The sequence below is a fragment of the Hahella sp. CCB-MM4 genome (genome assembly GCF_002260525.1).
In the GTDB taxonomy this organism is placed as follows: Bacteria; Pseudomonadota; Gammaproteobacteria; order Pseudomonadales; family Oleiphilaceae; genus Hahella.
In genome coordinates this window covers 25,248-48,201 of sequence record NZ_MRYI01000019.1, presented here as the reverse complement: position 1 = coordinate 48,201, position 22,954 = coordinate 25,248, and the positions used below count along the sequence as shown (strand labels likewise).

The 22,954-nt window shown below is 50.7% G+C and carries 14 protein-coding genes; 10 read left to right on the top strand and 4 right to left on the bottom strand.

The annotated features are described in order from the left end of the window. Positions 1 to 89: 89 nt before the first annotated feature. The gene (locus BTA51_RS24305) at positions 90 to 1,652 is read left to right on the top strand and encodes a cytochrome P450 (protein WP_094711672.1); all 1,563 of its coding nucleotides are present in this window, start codon (positions 90 to 92) and stop codon (positions 1,650 to 1,652) included. Positions 1,653 to 2,067: 415 nt separating this feature from the next. After that, positions 2,068 to 4,503, top strand: coding sequence for an acyl-CoA dehydrogenase (locus tag BTA51_RS24300; protein ID WP_094711671.1), 2,436 nt, complete (start codon positions 2,068 to 2,070; stop codon positions 4,501 to 4,503). A gap of 22 nt (positions 4,504 to 4,525) precedes the next feature. Here the strand turns inward: BTA51_RS24300 and BTA51_RS24295 are convergent, their stop codons facing one another. Further along, a complete protein-coding gene (locus BTA51_RS24295) occupies positions 4,526 to 5,332 on the bottom strand; it encodes an ABC transporter substrate-binding protein (protein ID WP_246841176.1) in 807 nt (268 codons plus the stop codon). A 223-nt stretch (positions 5,333 to 5,555) separates the two neighbouring features. Between BTA51_RS24295 and BTA51_RS24290 the strand changes: the two genes are divergently transcribed. The 8 genes from BTA51_RS24290 to BTA51_RS24255 all read left to right on the top strand — a co-directional run bounded on the left by BTA51_RS24290 (position 5,556) and on the right by BTA51_RS24255 (position 18,217). Beyond that, complete coding sequence (locus BTA51_RS24290) at positions 5,556 to 6,023, top strand: VOC family protein (protein WP_094711670.1); 468 nt, start codon at positions 5,556 to 5,558, stop codon at positions 6,021 to 6,023. Between the two features lie 284 nt (positions 6,024 to 6,307). Then, complete coding sequence (gbpA, locus tag BTA51_RS24285; protein ID WP_094711669.1) at positions 6,308 to 7,744, top strand: N-acetylglucosamine-binding protein GbpA; 1,437 nt, start codon at positions 6,308 to 6,310, stop codon at positions 7,742 to 7,744. Positions 7,745 to 8,288: 544 nt separating this feature from the next. Beyond that, a complete protein-coding gene (locus tag BTA51_RS24280; RefSeq protein ID WP_094711668.1) occupies positions 8,289 to 9,533 on the top strand; it encodes a diaminopimelate epimerase in 1,245 nt (414 codons plus the stop codon). Between the two features lie 104 nt (positions 9,534 to 9,637). Then, positions 9,638 to 10,582, top strand: a complete 945-nt coding sequence (locus tag BTA51_RS24275; RefSeq protein WP_094711752.1) for a D-alanine--D-alanine ligase — start codon at positions 9,638 to 9,640, stop codon at positions 10,580 to 10,582. Between the two features lie 99 nt (positions 10,583 to 10,681). Next, on the top strand, positions 10,682 to 12,913 hold the full coding sequence (locus BTA51_RS24270; protein WP_246841175.1) for an MFS transporter: 2,232 nt from the start codon (positions 10,682 to 10,684) through the stop codon (positions 12,911 to 12,913). A 362-nt stretch (positions 12,914 to 13,275) separates the two neighbouring features. Beyond that, complete coding sequence (locus BTA51_RS24265) at positions 13,276 to 14,448, top strand: ABC transporter substrate-binding protein (protein WP_094711667.1); 1,173 nt, start codon at positions 13,276 to 13,278, stop codon at positions 14,446 to 14,448. A 65-nt stretch (positions 14,449 to 14,513) separates the two neighbouring features. Further along, positions 14,514 to 15,686 (top strand): ABC transporter substrate-binding protein, encoded by a 1,173-nt coding sequence (locus tag BTA51_RS24260; RefSeq protein ID WP_094711666.1) that lies wholly within the window; start codon positions 14,514 to 14,516, stop codon positions 15,684 to 15,686. An 86-nt stretch (positions 15,687 to 15,772) separates the two neighbouring features. Then, on the top strand, positions 15,773 to 18,217 hold the full coding sequence (locus BTA51_RS24255) for a cache domain-containing protein (protein ID WP_246841174.1): 2,445 nt from the start codon (positions 15,773 to 15,775) through the stop codon (positions 18,215 to 18,217). 83 nt (positions 18,218 to 18,300) lie between these two features. Here the strand turns inward: BTA51_RS24255 and BTA51_RS24250 are convergent, their stop codons facing one another. The 3 genes from BTA51_RS24250 to BTA51_RS24240 form a co-directional block, all read right to left on the bottom strand. Further along, positions 18,301 to 20,883, bottom strand: coding sequence for an EAL domain-containing protein (locus BTA51_RS24250; RefSeq protein WP_094711665.1), 2,583 nt, complete (start codon positions 20,881 to 20,883; stop codon positions 18,301 to 18,303). A 156-nt stretch (positions 20,884 to 21,039) separates the two neighbouring features. Then, on the bottom strand, positions 21,040 to 21,801 hold the full coding sequence (locus tag BTA51_RS24245) for an ABC transporter permease (RefSeq protein WP_094711664.1): 762 nt from the start codon (positions 21,799 to 21,801) through the stop codon (positions 21,040 to 21,042). Then, a complete protein-coding gene (locus BTA51_RS24240; RefSeq protein ID WP_094711663.1) occupies positions 21,798 to 22,748 on the bottom strand; it encodes an ABC transporter ATP-binding protein in 951 nt (316 codons plus the stop codon). Before BTA51_RS24240 ends, BTA51_RS24245 begins: the two co-directional genes overlap by 4 nt. Positions 22,749 to 22,954 lie beyond the last annotated feature (206 nt).

Sequence of the window (22,954 nt, the reverse complement as noted above, 5' to 3'; positions counted from 1 at the left end):
CCATGCAGACATTTTTTCATCATCCGGACGACAGAATAATGACCTCGTCCGGTACACAGACAGGCATATAAACAGGGAGCGCAGGAGATATGTACACCCCAACAGGAAAAGAAGCCGTTGCCGAAGATACATCTGTGAAGTCATCAGTCGCGGATATGGAATCATCAGTAGCGAAGAATATTTTTAGCAAGACCAAATCAGCACTCGTCTCATCAATTAGTGAATCCTCCGCTGTACAAAAACACCTACCGGGACCACCTAGAATTTCCTGGGAGAATCTGGAGCCACTATTGAACAACAGAATGCATCTCAAGCTCAGCAGCCTTGCAGACAAATATGGAGACGTATTCCAGTTGGGCATCGCCGGGAAAGACCTGCTGGTCCTGAACGGCCTGCAGACAGTCAAGAAAGCCCTGGTGGATCAGGGTGACACTTTCAGCGACCGGGCTGATTTTGACATCCTTCAGGAAGCACCTCAGCGTCATTTCCTTGAATTGAAAAGCGGGGACTACTGGAAACGACACCGTGAAGTTTTTGTCGGCGCCATGCACGATCACTTCGCCGGTCGTTGGGCTGAAGTTGAAAGCTCGCTACGAGAGGAAGCGGTGGAACTGGCCCAATATATGCGGGATCAACATGGCCAACCCTTTGATCCCAACCGAAGCCTCTCGCTGGCCAACCTCAGTTTTATCCAGAAAATTATTTTTGGGCGCCGCTGCAGTCAGGAAGACAAGGACGGTTTCAATGAATATGGCCTGACCCTTCTTCCCAGCGGTTTCATGAATGCAGTAAGACTGGGGCTGCTGCCCGGGCCATGCCGACCACTGTTTTATCTCACCAGAAAACGCTCGCTGGACAATTTCAAGGAAGGGATTATCGGACTGAGCGCCTATATTGCCGAAAACGTGGAAGAGCATCGTCAGTCTTTTGATCCTGACAATATTCGGGATATGTGTGACCGGTTGCTGGAAGCCGGAATGAAGCTGACCAAAGAGGAACGTGACACATTCCAGTTACATGACCAGGATATCGTTAACGGCTCACTCACCCAGTTTTCAGGCGCTGGAACAGGCGTTCCAACATTTGCCCAGCGCTGGGCAATACTCTATTTGGCTAACCATCCGGAAGTGCAAAAGAAAGCGCACGAAGAGTTGGAGCGGGTTGTCGGCCCTGACGCAGATCCGAAGATGTCGGACCGTAGCAAGATGCCTTACATGCAGGCTTTTGTGAACGAAGTGCTGAGACATTCGGCGATCAGCCCAATGGCAGCGGTTTACTATGCCACCAACAAAGACACCAGCATTAACCATTACTTCGTGAAGAAAAATACTCCGGTGATTGTAAACTACTACAGCATCACCCGTGACCCTTCAGTGTGGGATGCTCCGGACGAATTCATGCCGGAACGCTTCCTTGATAGTGAAGGAGCATTGCGTAAGGATCTGCAGAATAAATTCTTTCCATTCGGACTCGGACCACGCAGATGCCTGGGTGAGCATTTGGGACGCATGCAGATATTCCTGTTATGCGCACATCTGATGCATCATTTTGAGTTTTCCCTGGCCCCGGGTGAAAAGTCAGATCCGGGCACCATTCCCGGAGTATTCCTGGTGCCGAAAGACTTCCGCATCATTGCCACTCCGCGCAGATAAGTTCCTCACCAGGGGCAGGATCAACCCTAGATCCTGCCCTTTTATCTTTCTCAGCTTACTTTCTACCAGCCTTTCTCTCTGGTCAATTTCTCTCTACCGAGTTTTATCTCCAGCCTGTGTCTGTCCGTTTTCCTTAACTGGCGTTTTTACACATCTTACTTCTGCCTGGAATTCTCACTCCCGCCTGACATTAACAGCCATACAGATTCACCCACTGGCTTCTCCCCATCGTATTGCGTTCAGGAACAGAACGACCGCCGGTGAAGAAGCCGTTTATTCTTCTCATTCACGATGTTAGGGTAATGGAAATATCGGCATTCAGCCCTATGATATGGCAACGTCGGATTAAGCCTGTACCGAGAGAATACCAAGAAAAGATCAGCACGAACTTCTCGAGACATCCAAGGAGGATGACATGGCGTTATTTCTGCTGTTTATACTGGCAGCTCTGATTCTTGCGTATCTGGGGGGAGAAGCCATTGCCTGGAGTCTACTGCTGACGATCGGCATCCTGCTTTACAGTCTGATAGATCCCAGCCTCATGGGGCTATTGGTTCTCTGGGCGGCCTATATTGCCGCAATCACCTTACTGAACCTTCCCGACATCAGAAAACAATACCTGACCACCCGAATATTCGATTGGGTCAGGAAAGTCCTGCCGGGACTATCCGATACCGAAAAAGAAGCCATCGCAGCCGGCACGGTCAGTTGGGATGGAGAATTATTCAGCGGTCTGCCCAATTGGCACCATCTGCTCAATCTTCCCAAGCCGGAACTATCCGAATCGGAAAAGGCCTTTATCAATGGTCCGGTCAACGACCTTTGCACCAGGCTGAACGATTGGGAAATCACCCATGAGCGTTACGATCTGCCCCCGGAAATTTGGCAGTTCATCAAGGACAACGGATTCTTCGGCATGATCGTGCCGAAAAAATACGGAGGCCTGGAGCTTTCCGCCCTCGCCCATTCCACCGCGGTCATGAAAATCGCGACCCGAAGCATCACCGCAGCGGTCACGGTCATGGTGCCCAATTCACTGGGCCCGGCAGAACTGCTCATGCATTATGGAACCCAGAAGCAACGGGACTACTATCTTCCGCGGCTGGCCAAAGGACAGGAAATACCCTGTTTTGCGCTCACCGGTCCCCAAGCCGGATCAGATGCCGGGGCTATACCCGATACAGGCATCGTATGTAAGGGGGAATGGGAAGGAAAAGAAGTGATCGGCTTGCGTCTGAACTGGAACAAACGCTATATCACCCTCGCCCCCGTTGCCACGATTCTCGGCCTGGCATTCAAAGTCTATGACCCGGACAAGCTGTTAAGTGACGTTGTCGATCGCGGGGTGACCTGTGCACTTATCCCGACTAATACTCCCGGGGTGCAGACCGGCGCCCGCCACTTGCCATTGAATACCGTGTTCATGAACGGGCCAACCTGGGGCAAGGATGTTTTTGTACCGCTGGATTATCTCATTGGTGGCGAAGACTTTATCGGCAAAGGCTGGATGATGCTGATGAACTGCCTGGCCGTGGGACGCGCCATTTCCCTACCGGCACTGGCCACCGGCGCAGGAAAATTATCCAGTCTGACATCCGGGGCCTATGCCCGAATCAGAGAGCAGTTCGGCTTACCCATAGGCTTTTTTGAGGGGGTCAAGGAAGCCCTGGCACCCATCGGTGGCCTCACCTATATCATGGACAGCGCTCGCTGTCTGACCGCCGGTCTACTGGACCAGGGGGAAAAACCCTCAGTCCCTTCCGCGATCCTGAAATATCACAACACGGAAAAAATGCGCAAAGTTGTCGGCCATGCAATGGACATTCATGCGGGCCGAGGAGTCATCAAGGGTCCTCGAAACTACATTGCCCGGGTCTACCAGGCGATTCCTATCAGCATTACCGTCGAAGGAGCCAACATTCTTACCCGTAGCCTGATGATCTTTGGACAGGGCTCCATTCGCTCCCACCCCTATCTGCTCTCAGAGATGGAAGCGGTTCAAATGGAAGATCGGGAAAAGGGACTCCAGGCCTTCGATCACGTCTTCTTCAAGCATATCCATCGCAATGTTCAGCTTACCGGAAAAAGCCTGATGCTTGGTCTAACCGGCAGTTTGATTGCGGAAGTTCCGGAACACCATCCCAGCACCAAGCGCTATTTCCAGCATCTGACACGCTTTGCCGCGGCATTTGCCTTGTTGAGCGATGTCACACTGATGGCCCTGGGTGGAGATCTCAAGCGCCGGGAAAAAACCTCTGCAAGACTGGGAGACTGCCTGAGCTATCTGTATCTCGCGTCGACGGTTATAAAACGTTTCCACGATGATCAATGCCCCCGGGAAGACGTGCCTCTGCTCGACTGGTCTGTTAAACACTGTCTCTACAATATCCAGCAGGCACTGCATGAAACGTTAAAAAATTACCCTTCACCGCTGCTGGCAATATTCATGAGGACCGTGATTTTTCCACTCGGACGTCACATGGAACCAGCAGATGACCTCACAGAAGACGCTATCGCCGAACTACTGCTAAGACCTTCTGTAGCCAGGGACAGACTGGTAGACGGCGTTTATCGAAGCACCCAGCCCGATGATCCCATAGGACGGGTGGAAAATGCCTTCCTGCTCAAGACTGCAGCAGAGTCGGCAGAGAAAACTCTCAAACAGGCGCTCAAGGACAATCGACTGGACGAAAATCTGCCATTGGAGGAATTGTTGCAACAAGCCCGTGAGCTGAAAATACTCACAGAATCCGAATCCAAAAAAATTGCTGAAGCCGCAGCGGCAGTGGACGATGCTATTCAAGTGGATCATTTCCATCCCGAGGAACTGCCTATCACCCAGTCAGATTGACCAGACGAACAATGGTGACAGCCTACCTCACTCGTGAGATTTCGCCTTGATACCAAAGCACTTCCTTGAATCCATGACGGGAATATATGTCTTCCATAGTCCCGTCTCTTTGAATGTCCTTGAGTCCACGGTTGAAGGCGTTTAGCTTCTGCTCATAGTCAGGCACCTTTTTGGAGAAAGCGACATACAGATATTTGATCTCCAGTGGGGGATCCAGAAAGGCCAACACTTTTTTGTACTGGGGTAAGTGGTTGTTAATCAGATATTCCGCGACAAATTTGTCGATAAAGATCAACTGCACGCGGTTGTGATACAGACGCTGCAGGTTGGTGAGATCATCGGTGACTTCTTCCTTGTACAGGAAGTCGGCATTATCAAAAGCATCAGTATTCAGATATCCCCTGACCACGCCAAATTTATACTGACTCAGTCCCATCAGAGCCGACTGCTGATCCAGACGCGGATCAATGGAAAACTCAATTCCACTGTCCCTACGCATATAAAAGCCAACCGGGCCGCCTAAGAAAGGGTCGGAATAGGCAAAATCCCCTAATCGGGAAGCAGAATAATACTCAGGAAACAGGGCATCGACCTTCCCTCGCTGGGTCGTATCCAATGCCCTGGCCCAGGGATAGAACTGAGTTCTGGCTTTGTAACCTCCCCGTGCGAAAGCCTGGGTCACTAATTCATACACATACCCATAGCTATCCATATCCTGCCCGACATAGGGTTCCCAGTCGAGAGTGGCAAGAGTGACAACAGGTACCCTGATCTTGCTGTCGGCTGCCAGCCCGTCAACTGCAGCCAGATTCAAACATAGAACAGGCACAAGAATCCTGGAAAGGAGGTTGCGCATCGGAACAACCATCTGCGTTATCGATCCGGATTTAAAGCGGAAGACCCTTTAATTCTAGACCATAATTCCGGATAAATTGCGGGGCAGCGTCGTTAAGAGGTACGATGAAGCTCAGCCTCACATGATCTCAGGCTTCACTCGCCCATGGCTCTGCTTTCATGTGACAACATCTCCCCATTTACTCAGGAGATCGTTCATGCATTGCCCCAGAATGACCCACATCGCCCTTCATGTCCGGAACCTCGATGCCTGTATCCAGTTTTATAGTAATTACTGTGGAATGAAGGCATTTCATCGCCGGGACCATGGAGCAACATCGATTGTCTGGATGGCCGAGCCTGGGCGTGAAAAGGACTTTATCTTTGTGCTGATGAATGGAGGAGATGACCTTCATCTGTCAGATACCGACTACCGGCATTTCGGTTTTGCTCTGGAAAGTCGGGAGGCTGTGGACAGAATTGCCCAACAAGCAGAATCCGCCGGCTGCCTGATCTGGCCCCCGCGAGAAAATCCCTTCCCTGTAGGCTACTACTGTGGCGTACAGGACCCGAACGGAAATTATATAGAATTCAGTTTCGGCCAGCCCCTGGGTCCCGGGGCAGAAGCTTTCAGCGACGCTTTGCTTAACACCGGAAATCTGCCGCCCTCAGACGACCATGGATGATTCCGGCAACACCACCTCAATCCGTGAAGACCCATTTCAGCCAGCCATTTAATCTCTTTTGGCCGAATTCAGCCACAGCCAAAAAGATACCATTAAAATACATATTGTTTTATTTGGCATACCAAAAGCATGCCAATTGCATAGAACAATTTCATTAGCCCTTTTATCTCCAGGTCTTACAAACATCAGATAAATTGCCGATATTACTTATTTTAACAGCGTTATATGATACCTCTTCCTCCTTGAGTAAAGGACTCTACCAATATACAGAGAGAGGATTCACCGTGAACAAATTAAATACCAAAAAACTCGTACTCGGGTGCCTGATCACATTGCCGTTCATTGCTCAGGATGTACTCGCACATGGTTACATTTCCAGCCCGGCCTCCCGCTCCTACCAATGTAAGCTTGGAGACAACGTGAACTGTGGCGCCGTTCAATGGGAACCACAGAGTGTTGAAGGTCCGGATCGCTATCCTGAAACCGGCCCTTCAGACGGCAAAATCGCGAGCGCCGGAGTATCTCACTTTTCAGAACTGGACGAACAGTCCGTCAACCGCTGGAACAAGCTCCCCATGCAGGCAGGTTCCAATACCTTCCAGTGGCATTTCACCGCCAATCATGCCACCAGAGACTGGCGTTATTACATCACCAAAGAAGGCTGGAACCCGAATGCACCACTGACCCGGAGCTCATTTGAATCACAGCCTTTTTGTAGTTACCAGGGCAACAACCAGCGCCCGCCCACTGACTTAACCCACAACTGCGATGTCCCCTCCCGCAATGGTTACCAGGTTATTCTGGGAGTATGGGATGTGGGCGACACGGTCAACAGTTTCTACCAGGTGGTTGATGTAGATTTTGGTGGGGATAATCCTACCGACCCATCCCCATGGCAGGATATCGGCGACATTAACCCTTCCATCGATCTGCTGCCCGGCGACCAGGTTAAAACCCGTGTGTTCGACGCCACAGGCGAAAACTCGGGGTTACAGACAGTATTGGCAATCAATTCTGCCGATGAAGGCCGGAAGGATCAGTGGCCGTTCCTGCTCGCCTCCGCCATTAACAAAGAGTCTGATGCGATACGCGCAGGGAAGTTAAACAAACAGGGAGACATTGTCCCCGCCTATGGCCAGAACGACATTTTCTCCAAAGCGGACAGCGACATCGGGCGGGTCGAGGTGGAGATCGTCAAAGGCGATACAACGGAACCACAGTTGGAACTCACAGGCGTCAAAGGTGAATATACCATTGAATCCGGAATGGCTGCGGTAGACTTTACCGTGTCGACCAACACCAACATGAAAGTCAGTGCTTACATATATGCACCTGATGGTTCAGCTGCCGGGTTTGCCGAAGCGAGCGTTGACAACACAACGTATAACTTCCTGATCGATATTGAGAAGGCCGAAGCAGGTGCTCACTCACTGGTTATCAAAGGTGAGAGCGAGGACGGCAAAGTACTGCAGAAAACCCAGGGCTTCCTGCTGAAGGACGGAGACGACACAACGCCTCCGGATGGAGACTATGACTACGAGTACCCTGATAGCCTGAGCTTATATAAAGAAGGGACCCGGGTACTTGCCAGAGACGGAAAAGTTTATCGCTGCAAACCATTCCCCTATAGCGGGTGGTGCACGATATATTCCCCGAACGCCAACCACTATGAACCAGGAGTAGGTGCTTACTGGCGGGATGCGTGGGATCTGGATCAATAATCCTTTGCGATACAAAGGCTCCGATATGCGGAGCCTTTCCATCTTTTCCTCAGAGGTTTTGAAATAAAAGGTAACCGGCAGCATATGCGGCCATGGCCCCTCCCCAACTTTTCTTTAACTCTACTCCACCCGCCATTCTGTTACAGACACTGTCAGGAAATTTAATATTTTTTTAACGGCCAACCTCTGTCATGCCAGAATTTTTTGTCACCAGCTCAGTTTCCAGCTGGCTTCGTTGCCCTTCATCCTTGATCCAAATGCTTCTCCCCCTGCAAAAAACAGGCATTCGTCATTAAAAAATTCCAACTCATTCACTTTTTGCGAATCTGGCCATCATAAAACCATAAAAATCATTTACCATCATAAAGTTAGACAGTATCGGGATTTGCATTTTTATGACAAGAAGTCACATAAATAAGGATTACCGTAGATAATTTTTACTTACCAATTATTGCGTTTTAACACTGAAACTTTCTGGAAGTCCCCCCTTCCCGTGCTATGTTCAATGGCGGGATGTACGCAATCACACTAAAAGGAGTCTTGTATGTCATGTGACGACTATGAAGGAGTTATAGATGCGGCGTCAGGGACGATTCCTTTTGTAAAATACACCTCTTGTGGCAACAACTTTGTAATCGTTGATGCCACTCAATCCTCTCCTCTTGCCGAGGAGGGTTGGTCAGAGTTTGCCGGCAAAGCAACCAGCACCTCATTTGGTATCGGTTGCGATAATCTGCTGGTCATTCAGACCCCCACCTTTAAGACCATGACCTCCATCATGAAAGCCAGGCAGTACTGGAAAAAGCTCCCGGTGATTCCTCCGGCGGACTTTGTCTTCAGGATGTTTGAACCGAATGGTGATGAAGCTGCATGCTGCGGCAATGGCCTTATTTGTGTGGCGGACTACCTGCGACGGACCTACCAGATCACCTCAACGACGATCATGACCGAAATTCCCATGTCACAACCAAACGCAGTGACTATAGGGAGTGACGGTATGGACGGAAGCTGGGTTAACCTGGGGAACCCGCGCAAAATGCCGGCAAAGCTGATATCGACCAACAACCTTTCAGCATTGAGCAGTGCCATTGATGTCATCAACGAGCTGACGATCAACTTCCGGGCAACGGACTTTCAGGAATACATTCCGGAAGGGCGGCTGACCCTGAGAGGGTATCTGGTATTTACCGGAGAGCCTCACATGGTGATTTTCCCTGATCTGGATTTTTCCATTTCCGGACTGTCAGACCTGATCTTCGGTTCTACCGTCAATGGAGAAAAGCCTCAGGATTCCCGCAAAGGAATGGGCGGTTCTCTTGTTCATAGAATAGGTTACTACATCAATAAAAGGTGTCAGAACCTGTTCCCCGAAGGAATCAGCGTGAACTTTGCACGGATCAATCATCTGGGTATGGTCGAAAACCGCTGTTTTGAACGTGGCATCAACCGCGAGACCCACGCCTGTTGTACCGGCGCACTGGCCGTTGCCCTTGTGGCGCAGGAGCTGTTCGATCTGGACTTCTCCAGCATCGATCTCATTCCGATGCGCTGCCAACAGGAAGCAGAAGCCGGCATCCGGATTCAACACACTGCCACCGGCTGGAAGCTGACCACCAATCCCTATTATCTGTTCGAAGGAAGATACAGCACACCTCCTTTCCGAATTAATCATCAGCACGACGATGACTACTCTCAGGAAAGTAATTTTAATGAAAGTGTCATGCAAACACTTTCATTGGGCCCTCCCACCACCAGCCTAAGCTGGAAAAGATTCCTGCAAAACGTGTAACGACACAGGTCGACATTTTATTCAGGAAGGGCGCTACCCGAGGTAACCCCTGTCCAATGGGAAATGGCTCATTGGGCACATCTCTACATACATGGGAAAAGATTATGGAACAATACTCAAGCAAACCTGATGAAGCCTTCGATCACCAAAGCTTTGGCCGTGTCATGGTCCTCTCCGGCGGATCTTCCGCTGAGCGGGACATTTCACTGGATAGCGGCAGAAACGTCCTCGGCGCCCTCAAAGACGCCGGCATCGACTGCTTCATGGTAGATCCCCGTGAAAGTCTGTCCCCTTTGATCACCGAACAGTATGACCGTGCCTTTATTGCCCTGCATGGCAGAGGCGGAGAAGACGGTTCCATCCAAGGCACCTTGGAGCTGCTGGGCAAACCCTACACCGGGAGCGGCATACTTGCTTCTGCACTGGCCATGAACAAATTAAAGGCGAAACAGGTATGGGATTCTGTGAATGTCGCCAGCGCCCCCTATCAACTCTTAAGCAAGGAAACAGATTGGGCAGCCGTCATGTCCTGGTTTGGAGGGCCTGCCATGGTGAAGCCGGCTCATGAAGGCTCCAGTATCGGCATGTGTCGGGTCACGACAGCGGAACAGCTGGAGGCCGCCTATCGGGAAGCCGCAGAATATGACAGTCTGGTGTTCGCCGAGAAGTGGATTCCAGGCAGCGAATACACCGTCGCTATTCTGGATGGCAACGCCTTACCGGTCGTTGGGGTGAAACCTGGAAGAGAGTACTATGATTATCAGGCCAAGTATCTTGAAGATGACAATCAATTCCTGCTTCCTTGCGGGCTCTCTGATGCATTGGAACAGACCGTGAAGAATCTCGCCCTTAAAGCGTTTGATGCGCTGGACTGCAGGGGCTGGGGAAGGGTTGACATCATTCTGGATGATGCCGGACAACCTTGGGTCCTTGAGGTGAACTCAGCTCCAGGAATGAATCGGGAGAGCCTCACCCCTATGGCAGCAGAAGCAGCAGGGCTGAATTACCAGAATCTGGTAGTGGAAATTCTGAAGACCACACTGAGCTGATCCCTGTCAGCTATCTACTGTTAACGTACAACTGTTAACGACCAGGACCAACCCCGCTTTATGGATACCGGTCAAATCCGGATGAGGGAGGATTATCGAATGAAGGCACTTAAGCCTTTGCAGTATTTCATTAAAACCGCTCTGCTTCTGACAGTGATTTTGTCTCTTAGTGCATTCCTTTCCTATATGGTATTTGAGCGCCTGCACGAACAATACTTTCTGTCCACGACGATCTCCTCTACCGGAGTGGCCACCGGCCATCCTCATGCGAATTCATCAGATGCGGATTCAGGATTGCATAATGCCTATCTCAATGAAATCCGGACTGAACTGAGTGACCAGCTAAGCAAACAGTCTGCGCTGCTTGTGCCTGATAACGCAACCCGCCAGTCAGGCACCGAGGGAGACATCAAAGTCTCCCTGGCAAATGCCTCCGGAGCTATCCAGAACAGCACCTCGGGGGACATGCCCGGCACCATGCTGCCCAGTGATTACCAGTTAAAATCCCTCCCGGTGACGGCGGGAACCTTCTCGGCTCCGATGCCGGCCGGCAACTGGCGCTACTCCACTGAAAAGGATCACTACAATGTTGTGATTCCTCTGCAGGAAGACTCCGAAACGATCCTGATTTCCATGGATCGCCAGGTCACGGAGTCCGGCCGTATTCACAGGCAGGAGGCCGTGACCAATTCCCTGCTCCAGTCAGCCCTTGTCGGCCTGCTGGTACTGTCTGTCAGCTCGATCTTTTTGGCGGTGTTGGTGAAATTCTCCCCGCCTGAAAACACCTCACCGACAAAGCGCTCCCGTATGATCCCCATCATCTGTGGAGCCCTGACCATTGGTGCGGCTCATGCGGTACTGTTTGCCACAATATGGCAGGACATCGAGTCAGATCTGACCCTGCTACTGGGCAACACGTTGGCCACGCAGGATCTGGGAAATCTTTTGATTTCACTCCTAACGGATAATATTACCGTCATGCTGATCGCGTTCCTAATCAGCATAGAACTGTCAATCCTCCTGTTCAACGGCAGCATGTCGCCGGCCACATCGACGCCAAATTCCGCCGAAACAGCCAGATCCGGCCCGACCTACAAATCCATGCGCCCGGCTATTTTCCTGTTTTTGTTTGCAATAGATCTGGCCATGTCGATTCTGCCTCTGCATATGGAGCGTCTGTACGTCGCCATTCCCGGATTATCGAGAGAGTTCGTGCTGGGTTTGCCGATCTCTGTTGAGTTTCTTTGCGTGGGCATTGCTATATTTGTCTCCGGCGCCTGGCTGGATCGTAAGGGCTGGAAACAGCCGTTCGCCTGCGGCTTGGTGTTAACGGCGGCCGGCGGGGTGTATTCATGGCTGGCTCCGGATGCCTGGCAATTCATCCTGTCACGGGCACTACTTGGCTCAGGTTACGGATTAACCTTACTGGCAGCCCAGGGATTTGTAATTCGCCATACCAATGCCAAAACCAAGACAGAAGGTTTGGCTCATCTTTTTGCCGGTCTCTATTCCGGCAGTATCTGTGGTGCAGCAACTGGTGCCATGATCGCCGAGCGCTATGGTTACGCGGTGGTATTTGTTACCGGAGCTTTACTGGTCATCACCGTCGCCACCTACGCCATTGTGTATCTGCGCAAGGATCAATCTGACCAACCAGCAGTTAAGACCGATACTCAAGCGGCTCCGCAAACAACCGCGACTCCTGCAACGTCCTCCATTTCGGTATGGCAGTTCCTGCGGGATCCACGTTTTATCGCCGTTGCACTGCTCAGCAGTTTCCCGGCGGCCATCGGTGTGATCGGATTTCTGCACTACTTCACTCCGGTTTACCTGAGTCGGATTGGAGTGGCTGAATCCCAGATCGGACAAACCCTGATGTTGTATGGTATCTGCCTCACCCTGCTCGGTCCGGCTATCGGCCGCCTTGCCGACCGCGCAACCAGTAAGAAATTCCCGATCATGATCGGGGGTATTCTGGCCAGCCTGGCATTCCTTTCATTTGCCGGCCTCGAAGGCATATATGCTGCAACAGTGGCGGTTGTTCTGTTAGGCCTCTCCGGTTGTTTTGTACTGCCTTCGCAGAGTGCCTACGTACTGCAATTGGATGTCAGCAAACAATACGGTGAAGGCAAAGCATTGGGAATTTTCAGAGCCTCCAGTCGAATCGGGCAAATGCTGGGACCTATTGTGTTTTCCACTGTGGCGTCACTGACAGATATGCGCATCGGTGTCGCCACTCTGGGTGCCATTTACCTGATCACCGTGATTCTGTTTCAGATCCTCGCGGCAAGAGAATCTACCATGGTGTATAAAATGGAATCCACGAGTTGAAGTCAGAATCTTTGGCCGTATTTCAGCCAACATAATCAGTAATTTGGTCTATTACAGGTAATGATTTTGATATCTGGAAATAAACCAAATTATGGCTATGCTATTGAAACACAACATTCTAAACTCGGGCTGCTCCTTAAAATAGCAAGGACTTGCGCAACCGACTGAGAAATATAGTGTTTCAGGCAAACAAGGTGAGCGTTTGCAATGTATTGGACTATGGGGCAGAAACATCCCGTGAATCTCAAACCTTCATCAGATTATTGAACACTATGTGCAGTAGAAGTAATGGACGGGGGAACCTCAATACACTGGCGTAACCATCAATCCAACGCCATCAAGTGTGCACAGGAGAATGGAGTATGAGAATCAAGCCAAATTTACCTGCTCTTGTTGCGGTCATTCTGATGACCCTTTGGACCAGCCTATCCGTGTCGGCAGAGGATCCGAGCAGCCAGAGGTTTAGCACTGACCCGGTCACCAATGACGGTAAGCGCTGGCGTATCGGCTACTATGAGGGCGGAGAATACATCAATTATCAACAGGTTCTCACCGCAACGGTCAGATCTCTGATGTCACTGGGATGGATTGAATCCAAGATCATCCCTCCGCAGGAGGGAGAACAGACGGCCGATCTCTGGAAATGGTTTTCGGAGTCGCTGGACAGTGACTACATCGAGTTCGTCAAAGATGCACACTACAGTGCTCACTGGGACGACAAGCTCAGCGAGAAAATGAAAAACACCATCATCGATCGCCTGAATTCCAAACAGGACATAGATCTTATGATCGCCATGGGTACACGGGCAGGTCTTGATCTGGCCAATGACCGCCACCACACCCCTACCCTGGTGCTGTCCTCCACGGACCCGGTCTCGGCCGGTATCATCAAGAGTATTGAGGATTCCGGGTTTAGCCATGTCAACGCCACCATCGACCCAGGCAAATATGCCCGGCAGATCAGGGTGTTTCATGACATCACCGATTTCAAACGCCTGGGTGTGGCCTACGAGGACACGCAGGCCGGCCGCAGCTATGCCGCCATTGACACCATTCAGGAGCTGGGCAAAAAACTCGGTTTCTCGATCGTTCCCTGTCATACGCAAAGTGACATCAGCAATATCAGCCTGGCGGAACACAGTGCAATCAATTGCTACCAGCAGCTGGCTCCCAAAGTGGATGCCATATACGTCACTGAGCAGGGCGGCGTCACCAATAAGAGCCTTCCGGTAATTGTCAGAACGGCACATAAATACAAGATACCAACCTTTTCCCAGTCCGGATCACAGGAAGTACGCTACGGCATACTGGCCAGCCTGTCGCAGGCTAATTTCCGTTACTTTGGCGAGTTTCACGCGCAAACCATGGCCAAGATATTTAATGGAGCCAAGCCCAATGAGTTGCCTCAGCTGTTCGAAGAGCCTCCAAGAATGGCGCTGAATCTGAAAACAGCCGAAATCATTGAGTTCAATCCTTCTTTGCTGTTGCTTGGTGCTACCGACGAGCTTTTCAAAGAGATTGATACACCAAAATGATAAGCTTGAAAATTATGGTGCTGCTTTAAGGGTTCATATATTCACTATACGCAAACGGAGACGCGATGAGCACCAGGGCGATTGTCAGGACAATCTTTGCTTTCATGAGCATTTCAGGCATGGTGTGGATGGGGTGCACATCCGCTTATGCCGAGTCGGCCTATGCCAGCACACCTCCTCCTAATGTTAAGGAAGTGGTAAAAAAGTGGCGTATCGCTTACTACGAAGGTGGAGACTATGTTAACTACCAGAGTTCACTGTTTGCTTTATTAAGCGGATTGATGGAACTGGGTTGGATTGAAAAAACTCCCATACCTGCTGAATTGGATAGCAAGTCTCTGTGGGATTGGGTAGGAAAGAATGCCAAGAGCAAATTTCTCACTTTTCCGTCAGATGCTTTTTATTCCGCAGATTGGGTTCAGGAAAACCGGGAAGTACTCAGTGCAGCGATCATCCACCGACTGAACTACCAAAAAGACATCGACCTGATCTTTGCCATGGGCACCTGGGCAGGTCAGGATCTGGCTAACGACTCACACAAGACACCAACGTTCGTTATTTCCACCACAGATCCGATTCGCTCCGGCATCATCAAAAGCGCTGAGGATTCCGGTTATAATCATGTCTTTGCCAGGGTTTCCCCACATCGTTACGAACGCCAGATTCGTGTATTCCATGATGCCATCGGCTTCAAGCGTTTGGGGGTGGCTTACGAAGATTCAGAAGCCGGTAGAGCCTATACCGCACTGGAAACCATTGAAAAAGTTGCAGAAGAAGACAAATTCGAAATCGTTCGCTGTCATACAATGAGCGACATTCCTGACAATCAGAAAGCGATCGAAAGTGTACTCACCTGCATTGACTATCTGGCACGTAACTCTGACGCGCTCTATATTACAGAACAGGGCGGCGTGAATAAGCAAAGCATTACCAACATTGTCGAAATTGCCAACAAGCACAATATCCCCACCTTCTCGCAACTGGGTTCTGAGCAGGTGAAATATGGCATTTTGATGAGCATGTCCAAACCGGATTACAAGCCACTCGGCTTGTTTCTCGCATCAAATTTGGGCCAGGTTTTTAACGGAGCCAAGCCCAGGGATCTGAATCAGCTGTACGAAGAGGAGCCCAATATTTCAATCAATCTTAAAACGGCAGAAAAAATCGGACTTTACTTGCATGCGGAGTGGTTGGCAGCAGCTGATGAAATATATAAGGCCATTGAGGTGCCCCATTGAAAACAGCCAGCTCCACCAGCCAATTTTTCAGTCGTTTCAGATTTCACTCGCTAAGATCGAGAATTATCTCACTGATTCTCTTAATCATGTCCATTGCCGCACTGTCCATCCTGTACTTCACTCATCGGGACGTCGGGCGGGCAATGCTTCAGGCAGAAGAGTCATCAGCACAGAACGTACTGAAACTGGTAGAGCTTAACATCAGGGCCGGCTATGACCGACTCACCGGAGAAAAGATAGATATCCTCTCCCGTCTTCAGACTGACCTGCATAACATCTCCCAATACACCAAATCCGCCTTTGACGCCTATGTTAACCAGTACAAATCAGGTCGCTTGAGCAGGCAGGAAGCCCTGGGCATCTCCCTCGACTGGTTGAGGAAAGTCCAGTTCGGAGAAGTTGAGGTCTTTGTCTTTGACCGAGACGGCCGCATCGTGGCCCACCCCAACCCTGACGTGGAGTCAACCACGATTACCTCACTGACGGATTTTAAGGGACGGGTTATCTATCAAGCCATGCGCGACGACAACCTGGATTCCTATGGCGACAAGGCGATCTTCAACTGGCGTAAACCCGGCAGCGACAGGGAGAGCCGCCACATCGGCTACTTTCTCCCCTTGGCAGATTGGGAGTTGACCCTTGTTGCCATGGTGGACTTCGAGTATGTAGAGGCTCAAAGCCTCAAGGAGATGAAGTCCATTATCGACAGCCTCCGGAAAACCTTCCCCGATATCAGCGTCGCCAATACGGGATATGCATTCCTATTCGACGGCAACGGAAAAATTCTGGTACCGCCGCCAACGCTGGATAAAGGCAATTCGATCACCTCCAGCCTGAACCAGGAACAACAGCAACTGTTGAAAACGCTGATAGATCAGGTATCGATCAAAGATCCACCATCGCAGGCCATCTATCGTTATAAAGATCCGTTTGCCATTCAGACCCGGCCGACGGATGATCGACAGGTGGTCGCATACGTCAGCTATTTCAAACCCTTTGACTGGTACCAAACCGTCGTGGTGCCGGTTCATGAAATTGCGGCGCCAGGGCAAAATCTGGTGAAAAGCCAGAGTCTGATTATCGCCCTGTTTTTCCTCGGCAGCATCCTCATCGCATTCCTATGGGTCTCGAGAATTTCACGGCCACTGGACTTCCTGACCGAATACGCGAAGCAATTGCCCTCCCATGACTTTATTCAGGATGACCAGCCCAGCCATGCGGTACAGGCATTGGCCGACAGATCCAGTGACGAGGTTGGTCGTCTTGCGGAATCCTTTGTGTTTATGGAAAAGGAAATCAAGAAACACATTAAGGAAGCAAGGCAGGAAAAAGAACTTGCCCAACAGGCAAACGAAGCCAAGAGTGAATTCCTGGCCAGAATGAGCCATGAAATACGCACCCCGTTAAATGGTGTTCTGGGGATGGCCAGTATCCTGGCGGATACCAGCCTGTCAGAAAAGCAGCACAAATATCTGGACACCATCGTTAATTCAGGGGAAGCCCTGCTGACCATCATTAACGACATTCTGGATTTCTCAAAAATTGAGGCCGGGAAGCTGGAGCTGGATAATCATCCTTTCAGTTTTGATGAGCTACTTTCCTATCTGCTCGACATATTCTCCCCAAGAGCCCAGGCCAAGAATGTCATGCTGAATTGCCGGGCTTCTCCCGATCTACCCAAAACATTGATCGGTGACAGCGACCGGCTGCGCCAGATTCTGACCAACCTGGTCGGCAATGCCATCAAGTTCACCAAGGAAGGCACGATTCTGGTCGAGGTGGATATTCTTGAACAGAACGACCACGGTGTCAGGCTGGAAATATCCGTCAAAGACTCCGGCATCGGTATCGCTCCGGAGAAACAGGAGAAAATCTTTGAATCGTTCTCCCAGGCGGATGGTTCCACAACCAGAACCTATGGCGGTACCGGACTCGGCCTGAGCATATCGAAAAGTCTGGTGGAACTGATGGGCGGCGAAATCGGTGTGGAAAGTCAGATGAATGCCGGCTCTACCTTCTGGTTTACAGTATGGTTGGCTAGAGACCCGGCAGCCCGCAAAGCCCGACCGCCAAGCCCGCGGTTAGCCTCGAAGGATCACCGGATTAAAGGAGGCATCCACCCTCCACTGTCGGGACGGGTTCTTCTGGTGGAAGACAATAGCACCAATCAGGAATATGTTCTGGAATTACTGAAAACGCTGGAAATTAGCGCCGAGGTAGCCACAAACGGTAAAGAAGCACTCAGCAAGCTAAACCGGCAGACCTTCGACGTAATCCTCATGGATTGCCAGATGCCGGTAATGGACGGCTATGAAACCACCATAGCCATACGCACCAAGGAACGAGCACGCCCGGGCAGCAACCGGCTTCCCATCATTGCCTTGACGGCAAATGCAATGGCAAATGACCGCCAGCATTGCATTGATGTCGGTATGGATGATTTTCTGGCCAAGCCCTTTAATGCGCAGCAATTGCATCAAAAACTGACCTGCTGGATGCCCAGGGTAAAAGCACAAAGCGTTGATGGCTAAGAAGATCCAAGTCGTCAACAATCACGTTGGTGGCAAGCAACTGACAATACCCCACAGTGTTTACAACCAGGAGCAGACGAAGTCTACTCCTGGGCTACTGAGATCGGATATTCAGAAACCTGTTCCTGTGTCCAATCGGTCCGGGAATTCTTCTCATACTGGGTAAAGGCGGACGAGATGACTTCCGTCAGTTGATTGGAATCCCATGGCTTGGCCATGTAGCGGTATATTTCGCCCTGATTGATCGCATTTTCCAGACTGTCGATGGTTCCGTATCCCGTCAACAGAATCCTGACCGTCTGGGGATACATCATCTTAATCTTACTGAAAAACTCCACTCCACTTTCATTGGGCATTTTCAGATCTGACAAAACTACACCAACCTCATGGCGAGCCAGTATTTCATAGGCCTCTGTCGTTTTTTCAGCCGTCAGGATCTCATACGGCTCTCCTCGCAGAGTCCTTTTAATGCTGACAAGGACATTAGGCTCATCATCAATCACCAGCAGAGTATTCTTCTCAGGGCTGCGTCCCACCTCAGTCAGATCGAGACGACCGCCGGCCTTCAGCATGGCGGTTATATCCTTGAGCGAAATCGGTCGGCTGAAATAATACCCCTGAATGGCATCACAACACTGTTCTGCCAATAGAGATAACTGCCCGGCTGTCTCAACACCTTCAGCGATTGTCTTTAGCCCCAATCCCTGAGCCATCCGGATAATCGCCATGACAATGGAGTGATCGTCCGGACTGTTGGTTAGACCTGAGACAAATGCCCGGTCAATTTTTAATTTGTTAACCGGGAATCGCTTGAGATAGGAAAGATTTGAGTAGCCGGTCCCGAAATCATCGATGGCCATGGAAACCCCGATACCCCGGAGCCTGCGCATTAGTGCCACAGAGGCTTCCGGATCGGACATAGACAGGGTTTCCGTCAATTCAAGCTCCAGATACTTGGCATCAACATCATATTGGCTGATCACATCTTTGATCAGCCTCACGAAATTCTGTCCGGTAAATTGTAGAGCTGAAATATTAATGGCCACCGGCACGAGAGAGATGCCCTGCTCCTTCCAGCTTTTCAGGTCGCTGCACACGGTCCGCAGCACCCATTCACCAATTTTGATGATCTGGCGACTGTCTTCCGCTGCCGGAATAAACTCTGAAGGCTCAACAAACCCAAGCTCGGCGGACTCCCAACGGATCAACGCTTCAAGTCCCATGATCTTTCCGGTACGTAAGTCCACCTGTGGCTGGTAATGAAGATAAAACTCTTTCTTCTCCAAAGCCTGCTTGATGCATATTTCCAGTTTCAGACGCTCGTTCAACCGATCCTGCATTTGATAGGTAAAGAACTGGAATGCATTCCTGCCCGCGTCTTTGGCCCGATACATGGCAATATCAGCCCGTTTCAACAGTAGCTCCACCGTATCACCGTCATCGGGATAGGTACTGATGCCAACGCTACAGCTGATTGCATGGGTGTAGCCCAGCAGGCTGACAGGCACGGAGACCGCTTCGATAAGGCGGCTGGCCAGATGGGTCAATGCTGCCTCACTGCCGGCCTGATCCACCAGCAACACAAATTCATCCCCACCAATACGCGCCAGCGTATCGCAGTCGCGGGTGCACTCCTTCAGGCGGGCGGACATGATGCGCAGTAATTCATCACCGGCATTATGTCCCAGAGTGTCGTTAATCAGCTTGAACTTATCCAGGTCGATAAACATGATCGCCAGTTTTTCACCACTGCGCTGGGCATGATTGATCGCCTGGGTTACCCGTCCATAAAACAAGCTCCTGTTAGGAAGCCCGGTCAATGGATCATGGGTAGCCTGGAATTCAATAATGGCTTCCTGCCGGCGTTTTTCCGTCACATCCCGGAGTACAAACATGCGGGAAGTCGCGCCATGATAGGAGATGGGGATGCAGCGAAGCTCCACGTCCATTTCGCTGTCATCGGCACGAAACAGCTCCACAATCAGTGGAACAGCCTGGCTTTGATCATCCTGGCAGACATGCCGGAGCTGCTGCTCAACAATCTCCTGATTGTCCCGCGCGACAAAATCAAGCAGGGATGCACCAAGCAACTGCTGGTTTTCCTGCACACCGAACAGTTTGACTGTCGCGGTATTGAGGTAAACGATCCCACTGTCGTCCTGCACAAGAATGGCGTCAGGCGTGGTTTCCATCAGACGACGATAGCGCTGTTCGCTATCCTTGAGATCCCGATAGGCAGTCTGGAGAGAAATGTGGGTATGAACCCGGGCGGCCAGTTCTTCGGTCTGAAATGGTTTGGTGACGTAATCAACACCACCGGCTTCAAACCCTTCTTTTTTGCTCTTAACGTCAGTCAATGCGGTCATAAAGACCACAGGTATATCCCTGACAGTATCGATCTTCTTCAGCCTGCGGCAGGTCTCGAAACCGCTCATTTCAGGCATCATGATATCAAGCAGTATCAGGGAGGGGTGTAAGGTTTCGACAATCTCCAGTGCTTCCACACCGTTTTCCACGGCAACCACCCGATAGCCCTTTCCTTCAAGACAGGCCATCGCGACATCCAGGTTTAGCGGAGAATCATCAACAATCAGAATAGTGTGCTCAGCGCGACTATCTCCAGACTCACAATTGTCCCAGTCGCCCGAGTGTTTGGTTTCCGTCATATGCAACACCGTTATCCCTGTTGCTTACTCTCAAAAAGATAGCTGTATGGGGCCAGAATACAAGGCTGGGAGTAAATTTAACCCAAAGGACCCGGTAACTCTGATGCCAGTCCGGGCAGCCCTGGTATTGGGGTGGCACTCCCCCGTATTAGCGGATCAGTCTTTCAGCCTGTAGCCGGTTTTGAAAATCCACCAGATAATCGTCAGGCAGAGCAGCATGAACACAAACGTCATTCCGACACTGACACCCACATGGACATCCGCCACACCGTAGAAACTCCAGCGAAAGCCGCTGATCAGATATACAACCGGATTAAATAAAGTAATGGTCTGCCAGACCGGCGGCAACATGTTAATGGAATAAAAACTGCCACCAAGAAACGTCAGGGGCGTTACCACCATCATAGGTATAATCTGGAGTTTCTCAAATCCGTCTGCCCAGACACCAATAATGAATCCAAACAAACTAAATGTCACGGCAGTAAGTACCAGAAATGAGAACATCCACAGCGGGTGTAACACCTCAAAATCCACAAATAGCCTGGCCGTAGCCAGGATCAATAATCCCAGAATCACCGACTTGGTGGCCGCCGCCCCCACATATCCCAAAACCACCTCAATGGGGGATACCGGCGCAGACAGGATCTCATATATGCTCCCGGTAAATTTCGGCATATATATTCCAAAGGAGGCGTTGGAGATACTTTCTGTCAACAGCGACAGCATGATCAGGCCGGGAATGATGAATGCCCCATAGCTGATCCCATCGATAGAAATCATTTTGGAACCTATGGCTGAGCCAAACACCACAAAGTAGAGCGACGTCGAAATGACCGGCGAGGCAATACTCTGCATCAGGGTGCGCCAGGTTCTGGCCATTTCAAATTTGTAGATGGCCCGTATCGCATATACGTTCATACGGTGACTTCCTCTTTCTGTTGCGCTGCAGAACGTACCAGACCCACAAAAATTTCCTCAAGAGAACTCTGGGTGGACTTCAAGTCTTTAAAATCGACGCCCAACTCGTTCAGTTTGCGCAAAATTTCACCGATACCGGTTTCACTGGCATGCACATCAAAGGTGTAAACAAGGGTCTGTCCGTCGCCCAGAAGCTCCAGGGCGTACCCGGATAACTCGGTAGGAATACTCCTCATGGGCTGTTGCAGATGAAGTGTTAGCTGCTTTTTCCCCAACTGATCCATGAGCGTCGCTTTTTCTTCCACCAGAATAATCCGGCCCTTACTGATCACTCCAATACGGTCAGCCATTTCCTCGGCTTCCTCAATGTAATGAGTGGTCAGTATGATCGTGACCCCATCATCCCGAAGCTTGCGAACCAGCTCCCACATCTCCCGGCGCAGCTCAACGTCCACTCCGGCCGTGGGTTCATCCAGGAACAGGATTTTTGGCTCGTGAGACAGCGCCTTGGCTATCAACACACGACGCTTCATCCCCCCGGATAGTTCCATGATGCGGTTATCTTTCTTGTCCCACAGTGACAGGGACTTCAGGATTTTCTCGATATAGGCCGGATCCGGGGCCTTACCAAACAATCCCCGGCTGAAGTTGGTCGTTGCCCAGACACTTTCAAACGCATCCGTGGTGAGCTCCTGTGGAACCAGACCAATCAGCTTACGGGCAACTCGATAATCCCTGATGATATCCACACCATCGGCCTGAATCTGACCGGACGTTGGGCTGGTAATTCCGCATATCGTGCTGATCAACGTTGTCTTCCCGGCACCATTCGGGCCCAGCAGGGCAAATATCTCACCCCGATGAATATCAACGCTGACGTCTTTTAAAGCCTGAAACCCGGAGGAATAGACTTTATTGAGATTCTTGACGGAAATTATCGGATCCATTGCCTCTCCCCTGCTCTCTCACTGAACGAGCGTTGACGACTTGCGAGTCACCCGGTAACCAAGCACAATCGCTGATGCATTGCACAAGCACGACTCTATATTGCACGAGCACGACACCATAACGCTGAATCAAGCAGGCGATTGTATACGAATCCTGTCATTAATGGCGACCGGAGCACTGCTTAATTCATAACAACAACGTCAAG